This is a genomic window from Falsiroseomonas tokyonensis, assembly GCF_019024325.1.
GTDB lineage: Bacteria > Pseudomonadota > Alphaproteobacteria > Acetobacterales > Acetobacteraceae > Falsiroseomonas > Falsiroseomonas tokyonensis.
In genome coordinates, this window is sequence record NZ_JAFNJS010000004.1 from 18,073 (window position 1) to 39,905 (window position 21,833).

A 21,833-nucleotide genomic window follows, 5' to 3' on the forward strand; every position below is an offset into this window, starting at 1 on the left:
TCGCCTGCATCAAAACTCTGACGTGCCCCGCCCCTCCCCAGCCAGGTCGGGGCATGCTGATACTCGCGCGGAAAACGCCCTGGGGGAGTACGCCCAAACATGTTCGCCAACCATGCCTGGCGCGGCCTGCTGCCGGCCGCCTGCCTGCTGCTGGGCCTCGCCAGCGCCGCCACCGCGGCCAATCTCACCCTCGATGACGGCACGCGGCGCGTCGAGCTCGACACCGCCGCGCTGCTGGCCCGGCCGGATCGGGCGGAGGTCGCGATCGAGCGCGACAATGCCTATCGCGGCCCGATGCGCTACCAGGCCGTGCCGCTCTCCGCGCTGCTGCAAGACTTCCCCGCCACGGATCCCGAGGCGACGCTGGAGGCCGCGGCCACCGATGGTTTTGCGGCGCAGATCCCGCTCGCCACCGCCCGCGCCACCGGCCCCGGCGCCGCGCGCGCCTGGCTGGCGATCGAGCCGCCCGAGGCCGCCTGGCCCAGCCTGCCGGGCAAGCCGGTCTCCGCCGGGCCCTTCTACATCGTCTGGGAAAGGCCGGCGCTGTCCGGCGTCTCGCCGGAATACTGGGCCTACCAGGTCGCGGCGCTGCGCTACGTCGCCTCCCCGGCGCGGCGCTGGCCGCAGATGGTGGTGGATGCGGCGCTGCCGGCGGATCATCCGGCACGCCTCGGCCAGGGCGTCTATACGGCGGTCTGCCTGTCCTGCCACCGGATCAACGGCGCGGGCTCGGCCGATATGGGCCCCGACCTGAACCGGCCGATGAGCCCGGTGGAGTATTTCCAGCCCCAGGCGCTGCGGCGCTACATCCGCAACCCGTCCAGTGTGCGGACTTGGCCCGACCAGAAGATGCCGGGCTTTTCCGTCGAGCAGATCAGCGAGGCGCAGCTGGACGGTCTGATCGCCTATCTGGAGCACATGGCCGCGCGCCGCCCGGCCCCGTGAGGGGCCGGGGGCGGTTCTACTCCGCCTTGATGTTGTTGGCGCGGATCACGGCGCCCCACTTCTCCAGCTCGCTGCGCATGAAGGCGCCGAATTCCTCGCGGCTGTTGCCGCCCGGCATGGCGCCCTGGCCGTCCAACTGGCGGCGCACCTCCGGGTCGTTCAGCGCCCCGGCCACAGCGCGGTGCAGCGCGACCAGGATCGGCTCCGGCGTGCGGGCGGGCGCGACGAAGCCGTGCCAGTTGCTGGCATCCACCGCCGGCAGGCCCACCTCGCGCATCGTCGGCACGTCCGGGATCCAGGACAGGCGCTCCGCCGTGCCCACCGCCAGGGCCCGCATGGTGCCGCCGCGGATATGGCCGAGCAGCACGGGCAAGTCGGCGAAGCCCAGCTGCACCTCATTGGTCAGGATGGCGGTGGAGAGCGCGCCGCCCGAGCGGTAGGAGATATGGACGATGTCGATCCCCGCCGCCGCGCGCAGCTGTTCCGCCGCCAGGTGAGGCATGCTGCCGGACCCGGTGGAGCCGAAGTTCAGCGCGCCCGGCCGTGCCTTGGCGGCGGCGATCAGCTCCTGGATGGTCTGGAAGCCCGCCGCCACCGGCACCACCAGCGGCTCCGGCACCAGCACGCCGAGGGTGATGGGCGCCAGGTCGGTCAGCGGGTTGTAGGGCGTGCCGCGGTCCAGGCCCGGGGAGATGGCCAGCGCCCCGGCGCTGCCCATGCCGAAGACATAGCCATCGGGCGCGGCGCGGGCGATGACATCCACGCCCGTCACGCCGCCGGCACCGGCGCGGTTGTCCACCACCACCGGCTGGCCCAGCGTCGCCGAGATCTTCGGCACCAGGATGCGGGCAACGATGTCGCTGGGGCCGCCGGGGCCGAAGGGCACCACAAGGCGGATCGGCCGGTCCGGCCGCCAGTCGGCGGGCTGCGCCATGGCAGGCAAGACCGTCAGGGCGCTAAGCATCGCGCCGAGGGCAAGGCGTCGGTTCATGTGTTTCCTCCTTCGTTGAATGGCAGGCGGTAGAAGCGGGTGGCGCTGCGCCAGAACAGGTCGGCCTTCTCGGCCGCGTTGGCGCCCTGGGCCAGGCGCTTGAAGGCGTTCCAGCCGGCGGCATAGCCGTAGCCGCCCTTGTCGACCGGGAAGTTGCTCTCGAACATGCAGCGCCCGGTGCCGAAGACCTGGATGCAGGTTTCGATCCAGGGACGCCAGGCCTCGGCGAGCTGGGCCGAAGAGGGCGCCGTCTCGCCCGTCTCGAAGCCGAAGCCCGGCAGCCGCATGCCGAGCCCGCCAAGCTTTACCATCACATTCGGGCAGCTCGCGAGGTCGCGCATATGACGCGACCATTCGCCAAAGACCTCGTCCCGCCTGCCGGCGTAGCGGCCGATTCCCAAAATGCCGCCGCAGTGGTCGAGCACGATGGGCGTTTCGGGAAAGGCGCGCGCCAGCGAAGTCAGGCGCGGGATCTGGGGGAAATACAGCCAGGCATCGTAGCTGAGGCCGAGCGGCGCGAGCTGCGCAAAGCCGGCGCGGAATTCGGCAGAATCCAGCATATCCTCGGCCGGCTGATAGGCCGGGTTCAGCATGGCCGGGTCCGGGTCCCAGGTGGCGATGTGGCGGATGCCGCGGAAGCGGTCGCCGCCGGCGCGCAGATGCGCCTCCAGCACCGGCCGCACGGCCTCGCCCAGCCGGAGATCCGCGAAGCCGACGATGCCGGCGCAGACCCGCACATCGCCGTAGCCGCCGCTGGCGCACATGGCGGCGACGCCATTGGCGAATTCCGTCTCGCCCACCGGCTGCATTTCCACCGGCCCGGCGGCGCGGTGCATGGCGCGGGCCTGGACGAAGACGGTGGCGCGCACGTCATGGCCGCTGCGGATGTCGGCCAGCATCTCATCCAGCAGATAGCGCCAGCCGGGCCGGTCCCAGAGGTGGTGGTGCGGATCGACGATCAGCTGGCCCGGGTCGAGGATCTCTTCCTGGTTCGTCGCGAGCCAGTCCTCGCGGACGCCGATGTAATGCGTGCTCATGCGGCGTCTCCCAGCTCGGGGGCACGGGCGTCCGGCAGGCCGATCTCGAAGGCGTTCAGGGTCAGCGCGACCATGGAATAGTAGCCGAGCAACGCCACCAGCTCGACCAGGCCGCGCTCGCCCAGCACGGCGGTCGCCTGGTCGTGCAGCGCCTGGGGTAGCCGCGCCGTGCCAATCAGGGTGCGGGCCACGTCGTACACCGCGCGTTCGCGGTCATCAGCCAGCGTGGGTTCGCGCCGCGCGGCGATCGCCTCGACCACCGCCGGGTCCATGCCGGCCTTCAGCCCCTCCCGCTTATGCACCGTCCATTCGTAATGCGAGGTCCAGTGGCGCGCGCAGACCAGGATGGCCAGTTCGCTCAGCTTCGGCTCCAGCGTGGTCTGGTAGCGCAGCAGCTCGCCCAGCTTCTGCGCGCGGCGGGCGAGTTCCGGGTTGCGGATCCAGGCGATCATCGGCGCCGGCACCCGGCCGCGGATGCCGGAGGCCGCTTCGGCGCAGGCCTCGGCCTGCTCCGGCGTGGGGTCGGCGGGCAGGGTCAATCGGGCCATCAGGTCTCTCCCAGGTTCCGGATCGGCGTCGGATCGCCACCGAGGGACGCGGTCACGGCCAGCGCCTCCCGCAGCACCAGCGTGGCGGAGAGCCGCTCCGCCGCCGCATCGAAGCGATAGAGCGGCATGGTCAGGCCGATGGAGCCGGCCAGCAGCCCGCCGGCACCCAGCACCGGCGCGGCGATGGCAGCCACATCCTGCAGCCTTTCGCCACGGCTGATGATCGGCAGGCGCGGTCGCTCGGCGCCCTCCAGCGCCAGCAGCGCGCGGCCATGCGCGCCGATGCCGAGCGGCTGCGCCTCCCCGACCCTGGCAAAGTCGCGCACGGGATGCGGGCTTTCCAGGCGGAACAGGCAGCGCCTGCGGTCGCCGTCGCGGACGAAAAAGGTGGCGCTCTCGCCGCTCTCGGCGCGCAGCCGTTCCAGCGCCGGCGGCACATGGTCATCGAGCCGCAGCATGCGCCGGAACCGCTCCCCCAGCAGTAGCAGGGTGGGGCCCAGCACATAGCCGCCGGTTGGCAGGCGCTTGACGAAGCCATGGCTTTCCAGCGTGCCGAGCAGCCGCAGCGCCGTGGTCAGGTGCAGCCCGCTGCGCCGGGCGAGATCGGCCAGCGGCAGTGGCCCGTCGCCCTCATGGAAGGCGTCGAGCAGCGCGAGCGCCCGATCCACCGCACGCACATTGCCCTCCGCCGCGTCGGGCGCGGCGTCTGGCGCGGCGCTTGGCGGGGGCGCGGGCAGGTCTTTGGGCTTCCTCACCCCTCGACCTTAGCGATCTTATCCGCAGCATGGAAGCCTGTTGCACCAGGTGGAGAAGATCGCTATCGCGACCGCACCCATCGGAGGCCCGCGCATGTCCGCCCGTTTCGCCAACAAGATCGTCCTCGTCACCGGCGCCGGCTCCGTCGGCACCGGCTGGGGCAATGGCCGCGGCATCGCGGTGGGCTTCGCCCGCGAAGGCGCCACCGTCATCGGCGTCGATCGCGACCTGACCGCGATGGAGGAAACGGCGCAGCGCGTGGCGGAGGTGCAGGGCGTCTTCCACCCCTTCGAGTGCAACGTGACGGACAGCGCCGCGATCCAGAAGCTGGTCGCCGGCATCGTCGCCGATCACGGCCGCATCGACATCCTGGTGAACAATGTCGGCGGCTCCGCCGCCGGCGGCCCCGTGGAAATGGCCGAGGAGGTCTGGGACGCGCAGATCGACCACAACCTGAAGAGCGTCTTCCTGACCTGCAAGCACGTGATCCCGGTGATGGAGGCGGCCGGTGGCGGCGCCATCGTCAACCTGGCCTCCACCAGCGGCATCCGCTGGACCGGCGCGGCGCAGGTCGCCTATGCGGCGTCCAAGGCCGGCGTCATCCAGTTCTCCCGCGTCGTCGCCATCCAATACGCCACCAAGGGAATCCGGGCGAATACCGTGGTGCCCGGGCAGATGCACACGCCGATGGTGGAGGTGCGGCTGGCCGGCCAGCGCGCCGGTGGCGATGTGGATGCGCTGATCAAGCAGCGCCTGGCGCGCATCCCGCTGGGCTTCGCCGGCGATGGGCGGGACACGGCGAATGCCGTGCTGTTCCTGGCCTCGGAGGAAGCGCGCTTCATCACCGGCACGGAGCTGGTGGTGGATGGCGGCATGTCCGTCCGCTGCGGCTAGAGCTGTTTCACCGAAAGCGAAGACGGTGAAACAGCGCCAGCTCACTGTCTTGCCGCGTTTTCCGAGTCGCCTTGCGAAGCCGCAAGGCTTGAAAACGCTCAAGGGCGCGGCAGGCTCAGCCCGCCGCCTGCACCCGCGAAAGCGGCAGCCAGGCCTGCCAGAGCAGCCCCTCCGACGGCCAGTCGGTGGCGATGCGGCCGCCCAGCTGCCGCACCACCGTCGCCTCGATGAGGGAGGTGCCGAAGCCGCGCCGCATCGGCGCCGCGGCGGGGGGCGGGCCGCCTGACTCGGCCCAGCACAGGTGCAGCTGGCTGCCGCCGGCGCCCTCCTCCACCGACCAGCTGATCTCCAGCCGCCCGGTCGGGCTGGCCAGCGCGCCGTGCTTGGCGGCATTGGTCGCCAGCTCGTGGCAGGTCATCGCCACGGCCTGCACCGCGGCCGGGGACAGGGCCAGCTTGGGCCCGCTGCAGCGGGCGGCGGGGCCGGCCGCGCCGAGGAAGGGGGCCAACTCCCCCTCCAGCACCTCGCGCAGCTGCGCGCCCTTCCACTTGCCAAGCGCCAGCAGCGTATGCGCCCTCGCCAGCGCCATGACACGGCCCTCGATCGCCTTGGCGAAGGCCGCCGGGTCGTCGCGCGGGGTCAGCCGCAGCGCGGCCTGCACCACCGCCAGGGCGTTCTTGGCGCGATGGTCCACCTCCCGCGACAGCAGCTTCTGGCGGTCCTCCGCCTCCCGCCGCGCCGTCACGTCCTGGGTGGTCCCGATCAGCCGCAAGGCCTCGCCCGTCTCCGGGTCGCGCTCCACCGCCTGGCCGTGGCTTTCCACCCAGCGCCACTGGCCGTCCGGCCGCAGGAAGCGATATTCCACCCGATAGCGTTCGGACTCGCCGCGGCGCACCTGCTCCACCGCCACGGTCAGCCGCTCGCGATCCTCCGGATGCAGCCGGTCGCGCCAGGACGGATAGGCGCCGAACTGCGCCTCGGAGCCGAAGCCCAGGATCTCCAGCATCCGCGGCGTGCGCACGGCATGGCCCTGGCGCAGATCCACCTCCCAGGCGCCGAGCTCCGCCGCCTCCAGCGCCAGGCGCAGGCGTTCTTCGCTGTCGCGCAGCGCCTGCTCGGCCTGCTTCAGCGCGGTGACATCGACATGCGCGCCGATCATCCGCAGCACCCGCCCTTCTGCGTCACGCTCGATCTCAGCCCGGGCCGAGACCCAGCGTGTGCCGAAGGGGGTCAGCACCCGGTAGTCCTGCGCATAGTCGGTCTGCGTCGCCCCCGGCGCCATGACCGATTCGAAATAGGCGGCGGCGCGGGCGCGATCCTGCGGATGCACATGAGCGAGCCAGGTCGCGTAGCTGCCGGGGCTCGATTCGGCCGGGGCCCCGAGCAGGTCCATGTATTCGGCCGAGCGGCGGCTTTCGCCGGTGCGGAAGTCGATCATGAAGCCGCCGACGCGGCCGATGCGCTGCACCCGGCGCAGTTCCTGCTCTCCCTCCCGCAGCGCCGCCTCGGCCGCGGCCACGGCGCGGCGCAGGCGCTCGAATTCCGAAACCCGGGCCGGCGGCGCCTCCGGCGCCTCATCCGGCGTGGTCCGGCCCTCGGCCACCGCCTCCGCCCGTGCCACCAGCGCCTCCACCGGGCGCAGCAGGCGGCGTGTCAGCGCCGCGGCCAGCGCCAGGCCAAGCAGCAGGGCCAGCGCCGCGCCGCCGCCCAGCCGCAGCAGGGCGCGGCGCATCGCCTCACGGAAGATCGCCTCCGGCTCATTCACCCAGACCAGCCAGCCGGGTGCGCTGGCCACGGCGTGGTAGGCGGTGCGGATGGCGGAGCCGTCGGCCAGGCTGCGGCCCTGCAGGATGCCCTGCGGGCCCAGTTCCCGCTCCGGCCGCGGCGGGCGCAGCCGGCCGACCAGGTCCTCGTCCTGCCGCGAATGCCCGATGAAGGCGCCCTGCCCATCCGTGAGGGCCGCGGCGCCGCGGCCATCGAGGCCCCGGCTGGCCAGCAGTTGAGAGAGGCGGGCGGGCAGCAGCGGCATGCCGGCCACGCGCCAGACCACGCCCTCGCGCAGCATCGGCACCAGGACGAAGGCCACCATCTGGCCCGAGACTCGGCCGCGCGCCAGGTCGGTGACAACCGGACGGCCGGTGAAGAACACCTGCTCCACCCAGCGGCCGCCGCCGCCCGGCCCCAGCGCGCCGCCCGGCCCCAGCACGCCGGTATGCATCGCGCCGCCCTGCGGATTGGTATGCAGCACCGGGGCGCCGCCACGATCGAAGATCACCACCCAGCCGCCGAAGGCCCGGCCGGTATTGCGCGCCAGAGCCGCGAGGGCCTCCGCATTCTCGCCGGGCGAGGCCGCCAGCACCGTCAGCGCCGCCATATGGCCCGCGATATGACTGTCGATCGCCGCCGCCAGGGCCCGGGCGGTCTCCATCAGCCGCGCTTCCTCGGCAGCGACGCGGCCGCGCACCGCGTCCCAGGCCGCGGCCGCGGCAAAGGCCAGCGCCGGCAGCAGCACCGCCAGCACCAACGCGACCAGATGCAACCGCAGGGCAAAGGGCCGGCCGCTGGAATGCGAGGCCGGGCTGCGCAGTGGCTGTCGGGCCGTCTGCGGCATTTTGCCGCGGGTCCGATCCTGATTCATCCAGCGAAGCTAGCAAAGTTGCGTGGTCGGAGCGAATGTAACCGTCGCGTCGCGGCGCGGCCCCCCGGCGGCGCTTCGACCCGGCGGAGGACAGCTTGCTGTCCTTCCCCTCCGACCGGCCGGCGCCAATCTGCGCCATATGGACGGCATGGCGGGCGAGGCCTGGGGCGGGGAAAGCGGCGCCGACCGCATGGTGCAAATCGAATACGGGCTTTGATCCGCGGCCTTCTGCTGCTGCTGGCGCTGCCTGGCGGGGGTGCCGGGCCGGCGCATCGGCGGCGACCCCGCCTTCGGCTATTCGCCCGCGCCGGAACAGGCGGGCGCCAGCTGGGACCGCGGCCGGCTGATGCGCTCCTGGCCGATCCGGAAGAAATGTTCCCCGGCACCTGCATGGGCGCCAAAGGCCAAGCACGGCCAGCAGAGCGCGCGGCCGTGGCGGATCTTCTTCAATCCGTCAGGTAGCGCGCCGTCAGATGCGCGGTGAAATCGGCCGGGTCCAGCGGCTTTCCCGTGGCCGCTCGCAGCAAGTCCTGTAAGCCGAGGCGGGCGCCCTGGCTGTGCACATGGCCGCGCAGCCAGCCCATCATTCGCGCCATTTCGCCGCGCGCGAGTTGCGCATCCAGCTCCGGCTCCGCCCGGCGCAGCGCCGCCATCAGCTGGGCTGCGGCCATGGCGCCCAGCGTGTAGCTGGGGAAATAGCCGAAGGCGCCGTCATGCCAGTGGATGTCCTGCAGGCAGCCCAGCGCGTCATTCGGCGGGGTGATGCCGAGGGACTTCTGCAGGCCTGCATTCCAGGCCTCGGGCAGCTCCGCCACCTCCAGCCGCCCCTCGATCATGGCGCGCTCCAGCCGGAAGCGCAGGATGACATGGGCCGGATAGGTCATCTCGTCGGCGTCGACCCGGATGAACCCCCGCTCCACCCGCCGCCACAGTTTTCCCAAATTCGCCGCGGCATAGGGGGCGGGGTCGCCGCCGAAGCTGGCCTGCAGTCGCGTGCCGAGAAAGTCCAAAAAGGCGTCGGAGCGGCAGGCCTGCATCTCGACGATCAGGGACTGCGATTCATGCGCCGCCATCCCGGCCGCCTCCCCAACCGGCTGGCGGGCGAAGGCTTCCGGCAGGCCGCGTTCGTACATCGCATGGCCGGTCTCGTGCAGCACGCCGAGCAGCGCCTTGGCGACATTCGCCTCGTCATAGAAGGTGGTGATCCGGACGTCGGTGGGCGTGCCGCCGCAGAAGGGGTGCAGGCTCTCATCCAGCCGGGCGTGGTTGAAATCCAGCCCCACCACCTGCGCCATGGCGCGGCAGAGGTCCCGCTGGGCGGCTACCGGGAAGGGCCCCGGCAGGGGCAGGGCCGCGCCGCGGCGGGCCTGGATCGCCTCCGCCCGCGGCAGCGCCTCGGCCAGCCAGGATTCATAGGCGTCGAAGACCGGCTCGACATCGGCCGCGGTGACGCCGCGCTGGTAGCCATCCATCAGCGCGTCATAGGGCGCCATGCGCAACGCCTCGCCCAAGCCCTGCGCCACCTCCCGCTGCAGGCGCACGACCTCCGCCAGATGGGGGCGGACCATGGCGAAATCGGCGCTGGCCTTGGCGTTTCGCCAAACCTTCTCGCAGGCCGAATTGGCGCGCTCCACCGCCTCCACCAGCGCGGTCGGCAGGGCGGTGGCCCGCAGATGGGCGTGGCGCATCAGCGCCAGATTGGCGTCCTCCCACGCGCCCGGCGCCGTGGCCTCGCCGAGGTCCAGCGACACTTCGGGCGAGACCAGCAGGTCGTGCCGCAGCCCGGCCAGTGCCGCCAACTGCTCGCCCCGCGCCGCGCCGCCGCCCGGCGGCATCATGGCGCTGGCATCCCAATGCAGCATGCCGGCGGCTTCCCCCAGCGCGCCGATGCGGGCGAAGCGGGCGGTCAGGCGGTCATAAGCGCTCATGCGGTCTCCCTCAGGCGGCGGCGGGCCCAGACGGCGAAGACGCCGAGCAGGGACAGCGCCAGGCCGTACCAGGTGATGGCATAGCCGAGATGGCTGTTGGTCGGCCGCGGCAGGGTGCGGGCCGGGTCCGGCAGCCCCCCGGCCGGCCCCAGCACCACCAGCCCATAGGGCGCGACGCGGTCGAGCCCCAGCGCGGTGCCGATCGCATCCGGCACGAAGCTGTAGAAGCGGCGCCCGGCCGGGTCGTCGCTGGCGGCGAAAAGGCCGAGCGTCTCGCCGGGGCGCACATAGCCCTCCAGCGTCACCAGGCCCTCGGGGCGGTCGATGGGGCCGCGGCGCTCCAGCGGGATCCAGCCGCGATCGACCAGAATGGGCGGCGCGCCGTCGCGTTGCAGCGGCACCAGAAGGTGGCTGCCGAGCACCGGCCCGCGCACCTCGAGCCCCAGCAGCCCCTCCCGCCCATGATCCAGGCGGCCGGTGACGGAGACCTTGCTCCAGGGCTGCGGCGGGTCGGCCAGCGGGCGGGCGGGGCCAGCCTCGGCGGCGGCGATATCGGCCAGCAGGGCGGTCTTCCACTGCAGCCGCTGCACCTGCCAGGTGCCGAGCGCGAGGAGGATGGCCAGCACAGGCAGCATCACCAGGGCCGGCAGCAGCAGCCGCCTCATGCGCGACCGCGCTGGCGCCAGGTCAGCGCGACCAGCGCCGCCTTGGCAAAGCGCATGGTCAGGATGGAGGCGGGGATCAGCAGCGCCGGCCACAGCACGGCATGAACCCAGAGCGGCGGCTGCAGACGGAATTCCACCAGGAAGGCGCCGATCATGGTCAGCGCGCCGAGCACGAAGATGCCGAGCACGGCGGGCGCATCGCCCGAATCCTGGGCCGAGAGATCCAGCCCGCAGGCCGCGCAGCGTGGCACGATGGCCAGCAGCCCGGCGAACAGCCGCCCCTCGCCGCAGCGCGGGCAGCGGCCGCGGCCGGCGACCCGCCAAAAAGACGCGGCCCCGCCCGCGGGGGCGGACGGGGCCGTTTGCTGCGGCATGATCGTCTCGATCAGTGCGGCATGATCTCGCCGGCGCCCCACCAGTAGATGCAGATGAAGAGGAACAGCCAGACCACGTCCACGAAGTGCCAGTACCAGGCCGCCGCCTCGAAGCCGAAGTGCTTCTGCGGCGTGAAGCCGCCGCGGATCGCACGGATCAGGCAGACGGCCAGGAAGATGGTGCCGACCATCACGTGGAAGCCGTGGAAGCCGGTGGCCAGGAAGAAGGTGGAGGGATAGACGCCGCCGGTGAAGTGGAACGGCGCCTCCATGTATTCGACCACCTGGAAGAAGGTGAAGAACATGCCGAGGAAGACGGTCAGCGCCAGGCCGGTGATCAGGCCCTTGCGGTCATTCTCCAGTAGCGCGTGATGCGCCCAGGTCACCGTGCAGCCGGACAGCAGCAGGATCATGGTGTTCAGCAGCGGCAGGCCGAAGGGGTCGAAGGTCAGCGTGCCCGCCGGCGGCCAGACGGCGGTGGCCGCGACGGTGCCGGAGACATGGTCCGGGAAGAGGGCGAAGTGGAAATAGGCCCAGAAGAAGGCGACGAAGAACATCACCTCGGAGGCGATGAACAGGATCATGCCGTAGCGCAGGCCAAGGCGAACCACCGGCGAATGCAGGCCGGCGGTGTTGCTCTCCTTCAGGATGTCGCGCCACCAGAAGAACATGGTCGCCAGCACGCCGGCCAGGCCGATGCCGAGCATCCACCAGCTGTTGTAGTGCGCGATCATGACGATGCCGAGCACCAGGGCCCCGCCCGCGAAGGCGCCGGCCAGCGGCCAGGGGGACGGATCCACCAGGTGGTAGGGATGCTTGTAGGTCGGGTGGCCGGATTCGCTTGCCATGGGTCGTCCTGGTATCCGTCTGGTCTCCGCACACCCTGGCGGCTGCGCGGCATCAAATCCTCAAATCCCGGCGGTGTTCAAGCCTTTGCCGGGTTTAAGGGGTGGGGTTCTGGCGGCGTCCGACATGCGGGCCGGCACTGGCCAGCGCCCCGGCACGATCGGCGTCGTTCAGGCTGCGGAAGAAGGTGTAGTTCACCGTGATGGTGCGGATGTCCCGCGTATTCGGGTCCTGCGCGATGGCCGGATCCACCCAGAAGGCCAGGGGCATGTCCACCTGCTGGCCGGGCTGGAGGGTCTGTTCCTCGAAGCAGAAGCAGGCGGTCTTGTGGAAGTACTTGCCCACCACCTCGGGCGTCACGTTGTAGGTGGAGATGCCGGTGGAGGGCCGGTCCCCCGTGGCGCTGGCATTGTAGAAGGCCACGCCTTCCTCCCCCACCCGCAGCCGCAGGCTGGGCACGGCGGGTTCGAAGCGCCAGGGCAGGTTGGGCTGGGTATTGGCGTTGAAGCGGATGGTCAGCACCTGTTCCCCGGCGCCGGGCGCGGGGGCGCCGCCGATCATCGGCGTGCCGTTGAAGCCGGTGACGCGGCAAAACAGGTCATACAGCGGCACGGCGGCGAAGCTGACGCCCACCATGCCGGCCACGCCGGTGAAGGCGGCCAGCGCGGTGCGGCGGTTGCGGCGCGCCAGCAGCGCCTGCCGATCCTGAGGCCGAATTTGGGGGGACTTCGGATCCTGCGTCATCTCAGCCTCGCATCAGCCGCGCGGTCGCGATGAAATAGAACAGCACCACCAGCGCCAGCAGGGCGCCGAGCAGCGCCCAGTTGCGGCCGCGCCGGCGCTTCTCGAAGGCTGCACGCTCCTCCGGCGTCATCTCCACGGGCTCGGCCGCGGTCATCCGAGCACCAGTCGGTCGATGGCGAGCGCGCCGAAGAGGATGAAGAGATAGGTGAGCGAAAAGGCGAAGGTCCGCCGCGCCGCGGCGTCATTCACCAGGCTGCGCCCGGTCTCGTCCTGCTTCTCCCGCCAGGTGCGGATGGCGTGGTAGAGGAAGCCGCCGCCCAGCGCTGCTGCCACCGCCGCATAGGCCGGGCCGGCGAAGCCGACCAGCCAGGGCGCCAGGCCGGCCAGCGCCAGCACCACGGTGTAGATGACGATCTGCTTGCGGGTCTCCCGCGCGCCTTCCACCACCGGCAGCATCGGCACGCCGGCGCGGGCGTAGTCGCCATGCGCCCAGAGCGACAGCGCCCAGAAATGCGGCGGTGTCCAGGCAAAGACGATGGTGAAGAGCAGCCAGGGCACCAGCGTGACATCGCCGGTGACGGCAGCCCAGCCGATGATTGGCGGGAAGGCGCCGGCGGCGCCGCCGATGACGATGTTCTGGCTGGTCCGGCGCTTCAGCCAGGCGGTGTAGACCACGACATAGAACAGGATGGAGAAGGCGAGCCAGCCGGCCGCCACCCAGTTGGTGGCCAACCCCATGATGGCGACGGAGGCCACCGCCAGCACCATGCCGAAGCCGAGTGCCGCATTCGGCGCGATGCGCCCGGCCGGGATCGGCCGGCGCTGCGTGCGGCGCATCACCGCGTCGATGTCGCGGTCGTACCACATGTTCAGCGCACCGGCGGCGCCGGCGCCCACGGTGATGCAGAGCACCGCCGTCAGCCCCAGCACCGGGTGGATATGGCCCGGCGCCACCAGCAGACCGATCAGCCCGGTGAAGACGACGAGGGTGAGCACGCGCGGCTTGAGCAGCGCGATCCAGTCGCGAACCTCGGACAGATCGCTGCCAGCGGCCGAGGCCTGGCCGGCAACCGGAAGTGTGGTGCTGCTCATCAAGCCTTACCGGATCCGCGGAAGTTCGTCGAAGGAGTGGAAGGGCGGCGGGGAGCTGACCTGCCACTCCAGCGTCGTCGCACCCTCGCCCCAGGGATTCGCCGCCACCTTCGCGCCGCGCGTGAAGGTCACGAAGATCACGTAGAAGAACATCAAGAAGGCGGCGACGGAGATGTAGGAACCGATCGAGACGATCAGGTTCCAGCCCGCAAAGGCGTCCGGATAGTCCGGGTAGCGGCGCGGCATGCCCTGGTTGCCCAGGAAGTGCATCGGGAAGAAGGTCAGGTTCACGCCGACGAAGGTGAGCCAGAAGTGGATCTTGCCCAGCGTCTCCGGATACTGCCGGCCCGACATCTTGCCGAGCCAGTAGTAGATTCCGCAGTAGATGCCGAAGACCGCGCCCAGGCTCAGCACGTAGTGGAAGTGCGCCACCACGTAGTAGGTGTTGTGCAGGATCTGCGTCAGGCCGGCATTGGCCAGCACCACGCCCGTCACGCCGCCGACCGTGAACAGGAAGATGAAGCCGATGGCGAAGAGCATCGGCGTGTCGAACTTCAGCGAGCCGCCCCACATGGTGGCGATCCAGGAGAAGATCTTGATGCCGGTCGGCACGGCGATGACCATCGTCGCCGCCATGAAGTAGGCGCGCGTGTCGACGTCGATGCCCGACTGGAACATGTGGTGCGCCCAGACGATGAAGCCGACCACGCCGATCGCGACCATGGCATAGGCCATGCCGAGATAGCCGAAGATCGGCTTGCGCGAGAAGGTGGACACCACGTGGGAGACGATCCCGAAGGCCGGCAGGATCATGATGTAGACTTCGGGGTGGCCGAAGAACCAGAACAGATGCTGGAACAGCACCGGGTCGCCGCCGCCGGCCGGGTCGAAGAAGGCCGTGCCGAAGTTGCGGTCGGTGATCAGCATGGTGATGGCGCCCGCCAGCACCGGCACCGCCAGCAGCAGCAGGAAGGCGGTGACCAGCATCGACCAGACGAACAGCGGCATCTTGTGCAGCGTCATGCCCGGGGCGCGCATGTTGAAGATGGTGGTGATGAAGTTCGCCGCGCCGAGGATGGAGGAGGCGCCGGCCAGGTGCAGCCCGAACAGCGCCAGGTCCATCGCCGGGCCGGTCTGGTAGGTGTCATCCGACAGCGGCGGATAGATGGTCCAGCCGGCGCCCGCGCCGCCGCCCACGAAGAGGGACGCACCCAGCAGCAGGAAGGCCGGCACCAGCAGCCAGAAGCTGATGTTGTTCATGCGCGGGAAGGCCATGTCCGGCGCGCCGATCATCAGCGGCACGAACCAGTTGCCGAAGCCGCCGATCAGCGCCGGCATGATCACGAAGAACACCATGATCAGGCCATGGGCCGAGACATAGGCATTCCACATCTGGCCATCGGCGAAGATCTGCATGCCGGGCTGCTGCAGCTCGATTCGCATCAGCAGCGACAGGCCGATGCCGACGATCGCGGCGATCAGCGAGAAGCCGATATAGAGGGTGCCGATATCCTTGTGATTGGTGGAGAACAGCCACCGGTTCACGAAGTTCGGCTTGTGATCGTGGTGATCGTCGTGGGCGTGTGCCGCGGTCGCCATCGGGGTGTGTCCGCTTCTGATGTTGGCTTCGGGGCCGCCTTACCGGCGGACCTCGGCGACGTTGATCGGGGTGACGGCCGCGCCGGGGGCGGCGGCCAGCGCCGCGGGCGGGCCCGGCGGCAGGCCCTGGGCGAAGCGCGTGCGCGCCTGCGCGGCCCAGGCCTCGAATTCCGCCGGCGGCACGGCGCGCACCACGATCGGCATGAACCAGTGGTTCACACCGCAGATCTGGTTGCACTGGCCGTAAAAGGTGCCGGGGCGGTCGGCGCGCATCCAGGTCTCCAGCGTGCGGCCGGGAATGGAATAGCGCTGCACGCCGAGCGAGGGGATGAAGAAGGAATGGATCACGTCCTGCCCGGTGCTGAGCACGCGGATATTGGCGCCCACCGGGATCACCAGGGGGTTGTCCACCTCGAGGTTGCGCATCTGGCCGGCGGCCAGGTCCTCGGTCTGCACAGGGTAGCTGTCGAAGGTGAAGTTGCCGTTCTCGGGATAGCCGTAGTGCCAGTACCACTGGCGCCCCTGCACATTGATGGTCAGGTCCGCATCCACCGTCCGGTCCTGGTAGTAGATCAGGCGGAAGGAGGGGATGGCGATAACCACCAGGATCAGCACCGGGACCACCGTCCAGGCGATCTCCAGCACCGTGTTGTGGCTGGTGCGGGACGGGTTGGGGTTCGCCTCCGCCCGGAAGCGCCAGATCACATAGGCCAGCAGCGCGGCGACGAAGATCGTGATCGCCACGATGATCCAGAAGACCAGCGTGTTGAAGGACGAGATCGCGTCCTTGATCGGCCCGCCGGACTGCTGCAGCCCCATGCCCCAGGGCACCGGGGCGCCCACCATGGCCTCCTGCGCGGCTGCCGGGGCACCCAGCGCCGCGATCACCGCGGCGACGAGCGCCAGACCCACCGGGCCGGAGATCCGTCCCGCCATTCCCCGAAACGCACCGATCACGTGCCGCATCCTGTCATCCCGTCAGCGCACCGCGTCGCGCGCCGAAACTGCCGCCGAACCCCGGGGGCGGCCCGCCCGCCCCAGGTCCCAAGCGCGCCTCTTCCACCGCCGCCGCGGCAGGTCGCGCTGCGGGCGGACCATAGTGGCGCCCCCCGCACCGCACAAGTGAGGAGGCTCGCTCCTTCCGCAACGCCGTAAGTTCTTCGCATTGGGAAGATTAATAAAAACGCGCCTGGCCCATCCGGATCGGGGTCAGGCTAAGAGCCGATTCGTCAAGACGGCTCTAAGCCCGCCGCGAAGGGCGGGCGCTGCAGGCGGCGCGGCGCGCGCGGTTCAGGCCGCGACGGCCAGCGCTTCCTCCGGCTGGTTGCGCACGCGCACCAGGGTGAACAGGCCGCCCGGCTTGCAGGGCTCCATCGCCTCCACCTGCACCAGGGAAGGGTCCAGCAGGTCGCGCAGCGCGAAATCCGGATGCCAGCCCAGCAGGCGGGATAGCGGCGCCATGGCGCGCTCCACCCACCAGCGCGGGCCATCCTCGGCCGCGAAGTGGTTGACGAACAACAGGTGGCCGCCGGGGCGGACCACGCGCGACATCTCGACGAACAGCCGCTTGGCATCCGGCACCACGCTGGCGGTGAACATCGCCACCGCGATGTCGAAGGCGCCATCGGCGAAGGCCATGTGCTCGGCATCCATCTCCGCCAGGCCCACCACCTGGCCGAGTCGCTCCTGCCGCACCCGCTCGGCGGCCTTTTCCAGCATCTCCCGCGACAGGTCGACGCCGACCACCCGCTTGTCGCCGCGGTAGCGCGGCAGGGCCAGGCCGGTGCCCACGCCCACCTCCAGCACCCGCGTGCCGGGCAGGCGATTCACCTCCTCCACCGCGCGGCGCCGGCCGAAGGCGGAGACGCCGCCGAAGACCGCGTCATAGACGCCGGCCCAGCGCCGATAGGCGTCGCGCACCCCGGCTGCGTCGAGCGCCGTGCGCGGATGGTCACGATCGGGAGTGTCGGTTCGGATGGTCATGCCGGGCCAATTGCAGGAATACGCATGGGGCTAGTCCTTTCGGGCCGGTTTAGGCAAGCCTGTTGATGACACGGGAACGCAACACATGCGCGCGTGACGGCACGCCGGGTCATCACGTCCGGGCCATTTGCGGGCCCATGCGGTCCCGGCTGCCCCTCAAGCCTGCGTCTGTCGGCGCGCCGTCCTCCGGCGGCCATCCCGGCTGGCCAGGCGGCGCAGATCCGCCAGCAACCGCTGATCGACCACGACCTTGGCGGCCGCCACCAGCACCACTGCGCAGAGCACGGCCTTGGAGACGATCCCCATTGTCCCGTCGATCAGCAGGGCATGGACCACCGTGCCGATGACGATCACCAGGGCCAGCATCACGTGCAGCAGGCGCCAGACGGCCGGCCGCAAGCGCCCGCGCAGCGCCGCCATCCCGGCCGCGGCAAGCACCGCCCATAGGGCGACCACGCCCCATGCCGAGAAGTCCGTCGGCGATCGGAACAGCAGGGCGTCGAGCACGTCCGGCGGGCTGGTCAACCAGAGCCCCGCGACATGCACCACCACGGCCGCAAGCAGCCCAGCGCCCACCAGGCCATGCAGCCGCCGCGCCAGGCGCAGAGGCAGGCCCGGCAGAAGGCCGCCTGCGAGCAGGGGCTGCACCAGCAGCAGCGCCAGCCCGACCACCCCCGCAAGGCCGGCGGCGATGTAGATGGAATCGCGCCAGGCCAGCAGCGGGCTTGTCGCCGCGACCGTGATCGGCACGGCAATGGCGGCCGCCAGGGCGGCCCAGATCAGGAAGGACCGCACCTTCCCCCGAAGAGTCACGCGGGTCGCAGCACGAAGTCCGCCGTCAGGCTGGTGTCGCGGGCGCTCCGCAACACCGGCCGCAGGAACACGGTCGCGAACCCATTGTCGTCATGCGCCGCATCATAGGCGAGGTGGCCATGCGCCTGGCCGAAGGCGGGCACGATCTGCGGCATCTCGATCCGGAAGACGCCATTGGCATCCGTCAGGGTGGCGCCATGGCTGCGCTCGTCGCGCTCATGCCCCTCCGTCGTATGGGCCCAGGCCTGGATGCGCACACGCGGCAAAGGCGCGCCATCGCCCGCGCGCCGGACGGTGCCGGTCAGCCAGAAGCCGCCGCCGCCAATGCGTTCCACGATCGGCGCGCCGGGCCGGTAGTTGTTCGCGCCGCCGCGCATGGAGGGGGTGGGCGCCAAGCCCTGCGCCCGCGCCGGGACGATCAGGCCGGAGGCACCCGTGGCCAGTGCGGCGCCGAGGGTCGCGGCGCCGAGCAGGCTGCGGCGAGGCAAGGGCGCATGGGTCATCGTCGTCTCTCCATCCCGGAATGGCGGGCGGCTCAGGCCGCCGCCGTTCATTTGGGGAGAGGAGGCGGCAGGTGAAGCGCCATTCATGTTACGAGACGTGTCTGCGGGCCGAGGCCTCACCCCGCCCTTCGCCGCTCCGGCAGGGCCACCAGGATTCCGCCGGCCGCGATGATGGCCGCCCCTATCGCGGTCCAGCCATCCGGCCAGTCGCCGAAGACCAGCACGCCGGCCAGCCCGGCCCAGAGCAGCTGGGTATAGGACATGGGCGCGAGGACCGAGGCCGGCGCGCGGGCAAAGGCCAGCACCAGCAGGCAATGGCCGGCGCCGCCCAGCAGGCCGAGGGCGGCGAAAAGCGGCCAGTCCGCCGCGGCCGGCGTTTCCCAGACGAAGGGCTGCGCCAGGCCGGTGACCACCGCGGCGGCGATCGAGGTATGGACGAAGGTGGTATGCGGGTCATCCACCGCCGCCAGCTTGCGGGTCAGCAGCTGGTAGACGGTATTGGCCACCGCAGTGACCAGCGGCAGCAGCATGGCCCAGTGCAGCGGCTCCCCGGTCAGGAAGGGCGGGCGCAGCGCCACCAGCACGCCGGCGAATCCGATGGCGCAGCCCAGCCAGCGCCGCGGCGAGACCTTCTCGCCCAGCCAGACCGCGGCCAGCGCCACGGTCAGCACCGGGGCGGCGAAGGCCACCGCCGTGGCATCGGCCAGCGGGATATGGATCAGCGCGACGGAGAGCGCCGCATTGGCGGTCGCCAGGCACAGGCTGCGCAGGGTCTGCAGCCCCGGCGCGCGGCTGCGGAAGGGCACCTTGCCGGTCAGCAGCTTCAGCGCCGCCATCACCAGCAGTGTGTGGAAGACGAAGCGCACGAACATCAGCTGCGGCACCGCGTGGCTCGCCACCAGCACCTTCAGCAGCGCATCCATGGTGACGAAAAGGGCGAGTGCGACGAGTTGTAGCAGCACGCCCTGCAGGGGTCGGGACATGGCCACAGCTATGCCAGCCCCCTGCCCCGCCTCCAACCGCGATCCGGGCGCGGCCGCCCTGCGCTGCAGGACCCCCTCGGCCCCGCAGCTTCGCCAGGCTCAGGCGGCGTCTTCGCGGCGGTCGCGGGCCTTCACATAGGCCACCGACGCATGCTGGGTGCAGTATGGCTTGCCCGGCGTCGCCTCGGCCGAGCAGAAGCGGAAATCCGGCGTGCCGGGCTCGCCGATCGGCCAGCAGCAGCTGCGGGCGGAGCCGAGGCGCGGGAAGGCGCGCACGACGGAAGGCTGCGGCGCCGGCATGGGCGCGGGCGCCGGGGCGGGTGTCGCCGCCAGGGTCGTGGCCATGGCCGGCGCGACCGTCGGCGCCAGGGTGGAACGCGGCGCCAGGCCGGCCGGGCGCGGCAGGCGGGCGGCGGCGGGCGCGGCCTGGGCCGGGCGCTCGGCCAGCGCCTCGCGGCGGATCGGGCTGGGGCGGGCGGGCAGGTTCAGGCGATGCGCCTTGCCCACCACGGCGTTCTTCGAAACGCCCATGCGCCGGCCGATCTCGGCTGTCGAATGACCTTCCGCCCAGAGCGCCCGAAGCCGCTCGATGGCCTCCGTCGTCCAATCCATGCGCTCTCTCCACAACCCCGGCTGACACAACATACGGTAGGGCAACGCGGGGGCGGACTACAAGTTGTAGAATGCGCCGGAGAGCATGATTCCTGTGGACAGACTGCGGAGAAAGCTAACGAGGCGTTAACAGCGCCTCAGAACAGCAAGCCCTTCTTCAGCATGCCGTGCACGCCCTTCTCACCGTTCACCGTCTGAGTCACCCGGAAATCCACCGCGAGCGAACACAGCTGGTAGGCATCGGCGGCCGAGACGTTCATGCGCGCCACGATGAAGGCGATCATCTCCCGCAGCGCCTGCTTCATGGCAAGGTCCAGATCCTCGTTCATCCCCATGGAGATGAAGTGGGTCGCGGTTTCCGCGCGGGGGAAGCGCAGCGCCGGGTCGGCGGCGCCGCCGCCCTTTTCCAGCGTCAGGCGAAAATGCCCGGTCAGGCACATCTCCAGCGCATTGATGCAGACCTCGCCATCGCCCTGCACGCCATGCCCGTCGCCGGCCGAGAAATTGGCGCCCGCCACATGCACGGGCAGCCACAGCGTGGTGCCGGCGGTCAGTTCCTTGTTGTCCAGATTGCCGCCATGCGCCCGCGGCTCCTTGGTCGAGATCGGACCCCAGGGCGCCGGCGGGGCCACGCCCATCACGCCGAAGAAGGGGGACAGCGGCAGGGTCACGCCCGGGCCGACCGGAACCCGCCCCGTCATCGCGGCCTTGTCGACCGGGATATGCAGCATGCGCGCATAGGGGAAATCCTCCGGCAGCGTGCCGAAGAGCGGGCGAAATCCGCAAAAACCCCAGTCGCAGCCGAGCTCGATCTTCTCGATATCCACGCGCAGCACATCGCCCGGCTCGGCGCCCGCCACGGCCACCGGGCCGGTCAGGATATGCGGGCCGAGGCGCGGCGGCTTGGCGGCGTGGATGGCGGCCAGCGCCGGCGGCGGCAGCAGCCCGGTCTCCGGCTTCGGCATCGCCTCCGGCGCGCCGGAGACGCATTCCAGCACCACCAGGTCGCCGCTGGCGATGGTGGCGACGGGGGCGAAGCTGGCATCGAAGGCGCCCCAGCGGATGGTCTCGGGCGTGGCGGGGATGCGGTGGGTATCGGGCATCGGGCGACCTCGGCTGGGGATTCCCGCAGTGCAGCAAGCCGCGGCCCGCCGGTCAACGGATCCGCCGGCCGCCAGCGTGATTCAATGCGCGCCAAGGCGCAGGTTCAGCCGCCGCTGGTCGGCCGGGCAGACGCGGCCCAGCCGGCGGTATTCCCGCGGCGTGTCGATCGCGTCATGCCCTGCCTCCCGCGCTGCGCGCAGCCGGGCCAGCACCGGCTCCACCGCCGCCGTCAGATCCTCCTGCAGCAGCAGCGCCGCGGCGCCGGCATCGGGGGCCTGGGCCTGGGCGCGGGCGGCCCAGTTGCGGGCGGCCAGGCGCAACCCCTCCGCCGCCTCGCGCAGGGTGCGCCGGTTCACCTCGGCATGGCGGCGCTCATGCGCCAGCACCTCCCGCGCCAGGCAGCCATTGCGGGGAATCTCCCGCGCCAGGCGGATGCTGTGCTCGGCATGCACCAGGCTGAGCCGGACCTCGGAGGGCAGGCCGCAGACTGGCCCTTCCGCCACCCCCTGGCTGCGCACCGTAATCTCGCTGCGCCATTCGACGCGGGACAGCGTCAGGCCCAGGTGGTGCAGCACCGTGCCCTGGCCCTGCGCCTCCTCCGGCACCTCCGCCAGGCGGCGCAGCTGCTCCGCGCTCACCGGCGGCAGCACGCGCGGATCGGGGTCCGAGACGGTGACGCGGACCAGCGGCGTGCCGCGCGGCGGGCAGGCTACCTGCGCCGGCACCGGCGCAGGCAAAGCCCCGCCTTGCGCCAGGGCCGGGCCGGCAGCGATCAGCA

The 21,833-nt window shown here is 71.1% G+C and carries 23 protein-coding genes; 2 read left to right on the forward strand and 21 right to left on the reverse strand.

The features are described 5' to 3' along the window. The first annotated feature begins 99 nt into the window (after positions 1-99). Positions 100-945 (forward strand): c-type cytochrome, encoded by an 846-nt coding sequence (locus J3S20_RS13810; RefSeq protein WP_216837087.1) that lies wholly within the window; start codon positions 100-102, stop codon positions 943-945. Positions 946-961: 16 nt separating this feature from the next. Here J3S20_RS13810 and J3S20_RS13815 read toward each other — a convergent pair whose 3' ends face one another. From J3S20_RS13815 to J3S20_RS13830, 4 genes are read right to left on the reverse strand one after another with little or no spacing between them, the layout of a single operon-like run. Beyond that, positions 962-1,936, reverse strand: a complete 975-nt coding sequence (locus tag J3S20_RS13815; protein ID WP_216837088.1) for a Bug family tripartite tricarboxylate transporter substrate binding protein — start codon at positions 1,934-1,936, stop codon at positions 962-964. Next, complete coding sequence (locus J3S20_RS13820; protein WP_246602821.1) at positions 1,933-2,973, reverse strand: amidohydrolase family protein; 1,041 nt, start codon at positions 2,971-2,973, stop codon at positions 1,933-1,935. Before J3S20_RS13820 ends, J3S20_RS13815 begins: the two co-directional genes overlap by 4 nt. After that, entirely contained in the window at positions 2,970-3,521 is a 552-nt protein-coding gene (locus J3S20_RS13825; RefSeq protein WP_216837089.1) for a carboxymuconolactone decarboxylase family protein, read from the reverse strand. Before J3S20_RS13825 ends, J3S20_RS13820 begins: the two co-directional genes overlap by 4 nt. Further along, the gene (locus J3S20_RS13830; RefSeq protein WP_216837090.1) at positions 3,521-4,276 is read right to left on the reverse strand and encodes an IclR family transcriptional regulator; all 756 of its coding nucleotides are present in this window, start codon (positions 4,274-4,276) and stop codon (positions 3,521-3,523) included. The genes J3S20_RS13825 and J3S20_RS13830 overlap by 1 nt, the downstream gene beginning before the upstream one ends. Before the next feature lie 94 nt (positions 4,277-4,370). On the opposite strand from J3S20_RS13830, the gene J3S20_RS13835 reads away from it, so the two are divergent. Next, positions 4,371-5,171, forward strand: coding sequence for an SDR family NAD(P)-dependent oxidoreductase (locus J3S20_RS13835; protein WP_216837091.1), 801 nt, complete (start codon positions 4,371-4,373; stop codon positions 5,169-5,171). A 115-nt stretch (positions 5,172-5,286) separates the two neighbouring features. Here J3S20_RS13835 and J3S20_RS13840 read toward each other — a convergent pair whose 3' ends face one another. The 17 genes from J3S20_RS13840 to J3S20_RS13920 form a co-directional block, all read right to left on the reverse strand. Beyond that, positions 5,287-7,809, reverse strand: a complete 2,523-nt coding sequence (locus J3S20_RS13840; protein ID WP_216837092.1) for a PAS domain-containing protein — start codon at positions 7,807-7,809, stop codon at positions 5,287-5,289. A 446-nt stretch (positions 7,810-8,255) separates the two neighbouring features. Next, complete coding sequence (locus J3S20_RS13845) at positions 8,256-9,737, reverse strand: carboxypeptidase M32 (RefSeq protein WP_216837093.1); 1,482 nt, start codon at positions 9,735-9,737, stop codon at positions 8,256-8,258. Further along, complete coding sequence (locus J3S20_RS13850) at positions 9,734-10,402, reverse strand: SURF1 family protein (protein WP_216837094.1); 669 nt, start codon at positions 10,400-10,402, stop codon at positions 9,734-9,736. Before J3S20_RS13850 ends, J3S20_RS13845 begins: the two co-directional genes overlap by 4 nt. Beyond that, the gene (locus J3S20_RS13855; RefSeq protein ID WP_216837095.1) at positions 10,399-10,776 is read right to left on the reverse strand and encodes a DUF983 domain-containing protein; all 378 of its coding nucleotides are present in this window, start codon (positions 10,774-10,776) and stop codon (positions 10,399-10,401) included. Before J3S20_RS13855 ends, J3S20_RS13850 begins: the two co-directional genes overlap by 4 nt. Positions 10,777-10,787: 11 nt before the next feature. Beyond that, positions 10,788-11,624, reverse strand: coding sequence for a cytochrome c oxidase subunit 3 (locus J3S20_RS13860; RefSeq protein ID WP_216837096.1), 837 nt, complete (start codon positions 11,622-11,624; stop codon positions 10,788-10,790). A 94-nt stretch (positions 11,625-11,718) separates the two neighbouring features. Continuing rightward, on the reverse strand, positions 11,719-12,366 hold the full coding sequence (locus J3S20_RS13865; protein ID WP_216837097.1) for a cytochrome c oxidase assembly protein: 648 nt from the start codon (positions 12,364-12,366) through the stop codon (positions 11,719-11,721). A 1-nt stretch (position 12,367) separates the two neighbouring features. Beyond that, on the reverse strand, positions 12,368-12,520 hold the full coding sequence (locus tag J3S20_RS13870; protein ID WP_216837645.1) for a hypothetical protein: 153 nt from the start codon (positions 12,518-12,520) through the stop codon (positions 12,368-12,370). Next, positions 12,517-13,458 carry a heme o synthase gene (locus tag J3S20_RS13875; RefSeq protein ID WP_216837098.1) on the reverse strand — a complete coding sequence of 314 codons (942 nt, stop codon included), beginning with the start codon at positions 13,456-13,458 and terminating at the stop codon, positions 12,517-12,519. Before J3S20_RS13875 ends, J3S20_RS13870 begins: the two co-directional genes overlap by 4 nt. A 6-nt stretch (positions 13,459-13,464) precedes the next feature. Further along, a complete protein-coding gene (gene ctaD / locus J3S20_RS13880; protein ID WP_216837099.1) occupies positions 13,465-15,057 on the reverse strand; it encodes a cytochrome c oxidase subunit I in 1,593 nt (530 codons plus the stop codon). Between the two features lie 39 nt (positions 15,058-15,096). Then, positions 15,097-16,023: a cytochrome c oxidase subunit II gene (coxB, locus tag J3S20_RS13885; protein ID WP_246602823.1), complete on the reverse strand. Its 927-nt coding sequence runs from the start codon at positions 16,021-16,023 to the stop codon at positions 15,097-15,099. A 324-nt stretch (positions 16,024-16,347) separates the two neighbouring features. After that, entirely contained in the window at positions 16,348-17,040 is a 693-nt protein-coding gene (locus J3S20_RS13890) for a class I SAM-dependent methyltransferase (RefSeq protein WP_216837100.1), read from the reverse strand. Between the two features lie 156 nt (positions 17,041-17,196). Next, entirely contained in the window at positions 17,197-17,853 is a 657-nt protein-coding gene (locus tag J3S20_RS13895; protein ID WP_216837101.1) for a hypothetical protein, read from the reverse strand. Then, positions 17,850-18,356, reverse strand: a complete 507-nt coding sequence (locus tag J3S20_RS13900) for a hypothetical protein (RefSeq protein WP_216837102.1) — start codon at positions 18,354-18,356, stop codon at positions 17,850-17,852. The genes J3S20_RS13895 and J3S20_RS13900 overlap by 4 nt, the downstream gene beginning before the upstream one ends. 116 nt (positions 18,357-18,472) lie before the next feature. Next, positions 18,473-19,339 (reverse strand): DMT family transporter, encoded by an 867-nt coding sequence (locus J3S20_RS13905; protein WP_216837103.1) that lies wholly within the window; start codon positions 19,337-19,339, stop codon positions 18,473-18,475. 99 nt (positions 19,340-19,438) lie between these two features. Beyond that, positions 19,439-19,951 carry a GcrA family cell cycle regulator gene (locus tag J3S20_RS13910; RefSeq protein WP_216837104.1) on the reverse strand — a complete coding sequence of 171 codons (513 nt, stop codon included), beginning with the start codon at positions 19,949-19,951 and terminating at the stop codon, positions 19,439-19,441. Between the two features lie 137 nt (positions 19,952-20,088). Then, positions 20,089-21,054: an acetamidase/formamidase family protein gene (locus J3S20_RS13915; RefSeq protein ID WP_216837105.1), complete on the reverse strand. Its 966-nt coding sequence runs from the start codon at positions 21,052-21,054 to the stop codon at positions 20,089-20,091. 81 nt (positions 21,055-21,135) lie between these two features. Next, positions 21,136-21,780, reverse strand: a complete 645-nt coding sequence (locus J3S20_RS13920) for a hypothetical protein (RefSeq protein WP_216837106.1) — start codon at positions 21,778-21,780, stop codon at positions 21,136-21,138. Positions 21,781-21,833: the final 53 nt, after the last annotated feature.

Bases quoted from the DNA above. Each gene is read 5' to 3' on its own strand.
- J3S20_RS13810 (WP_216837087.1), top strand. From the start codon at position 100: ATGTTCGCCAACCATGCCTGGCGCGGCCTGCTGCCGGCCGCCTGCCTG.
- J3S20_RS13815 (WP_216837088.1), bottom strand. From the start codon at position 1,936: ATGAACCGACGCCTTGCCCTCGGCGCGATGCTTAGCGCCCTGACGGTC.
- J3S20_RS13820 (WP_246602821.1), bottom strand. From the start codon at position 2,973: ATGAGCACGCATTACATCGGCGTCCGCGAGGACTGGCTCGCGACGAAC.
- J3S20_RS13825 (WP_216837089.1), bottom strand. From the start codon at position 3,521: ATGGCCCGATTGACCCTGCCCGCCGACCCCACGCCGGAGCAGGCCGAG.
- J3S20_RS13835 (WP_216837091.1), top strand. From the start codon at position 4,371: ATGTCCGCCCGTTTCGCCAACAAGATCGTCCTCGTCACCGGCGCCGGC.
- J3S20_RS13840 (WP_216837092.1), bottom strand. From the start codon at position 7,809: ATGAATCAGGATCGGACCCGCGGCAAAATGCCGCAGACGGCCCGACAG.
- J3S20_RS13845 (WP_216837093.1), bottom strand. From the start codon at position 9,737: ATGAGCGCTTATGACCGCCTGACCGCCCGCTTCGCCCGCATCGGCGCG.
- J3S20_RS13850 (WP_216837094.1), bottom strand. From the start codon at position 10,402: ATGAGGCGGCTGCTGCTGCCGGCCCTGGTGATGCTGCCTGTGCTGGCC.
- J3S20_RS13855 (WP_216837095.1), bottom strand. From the start codon at position 10,776: ATGCCGCAGCAAACGGCCCCGTCCGCCCCCGCGGGCGGGGCCGCGTCT.
- J3S20_RS13860 (WP_216837096.1), bottom strand. From the start codon at position 11,624: ATGGCAAGCGAATCCGGCCACCCGACCTACAAGCATCCCTACCACCTG.
- J3S20_RS13865 (WP_216837097.1), bottom strand. From the start codon at position 12,366: ATGACGCAGGATCCGAAGTCCCCCCAAATTCGGCCTCAGGATCGGCAG.
- J3S20_RS13870 (WP_216837645.1), bottom strand. From the start codon at position 12,520: ATGACCGCGGCCGAGCCCGTGGAGATGACGCCGGAGGAGCGTGCAGCC.
- J3S20_RS13875 (WP_216837098.1), bottom strand. From the start codon at position 13,458: ATGAGCAGCACCACACTTCCGGTTGCCGGCCAGGCCTCGGCCGCTGGC.
- ctaD (WP_216837099.1), bottom strand. From the start codon at position 15,057: ATGGCGACCGCGGCACACGCCCACGACGATCACCACGATCACAAGCCG.
- coxB (WP_246602823.1), bottom strand. From the start codon at position 16,023: ATGCGGCACGTGATCGGTGCGTTTCGGGGAATGGCGGGACGGATCTCC.
- J3S20_RS13890 (WP_216837100.1), bottom strand. From the start codon at position 17,040: ATGACCATCCGAACCGACACTCCCGATCGTGACCATCCGCGCACGGCG.
- J3S20_RS13900 (WP_216837102.1), bottom strand. From the start codon at position 18,356: ATGACCCATGCGCCCTTGCCTCGCCGCAGCCTGCTCGGCGCCGCGACC.
- J3S20_RS13905 (WP_216837103.1), bottom strand. From the start codon at position 19,339: ATGTCCCGACCCCTGCAGGGCGTGCTGCTACAACTCGTCGCACTCGCC.
- J3S20_RS13910 (WP_216837104.1), bottom strand. From the start codon at position 19,951: ATGGATTGGACGACGGAGGCCATCGAGCGGCTTCGGGCGCTCTGGGCG.
- J3S20_RS13915 (WP_216837105.1), bottom strand. From the start codon at position 21,054: ATGCCCGATACCCACCGCATCCCCGCCACGCCCGAGACCATCCGCTGG.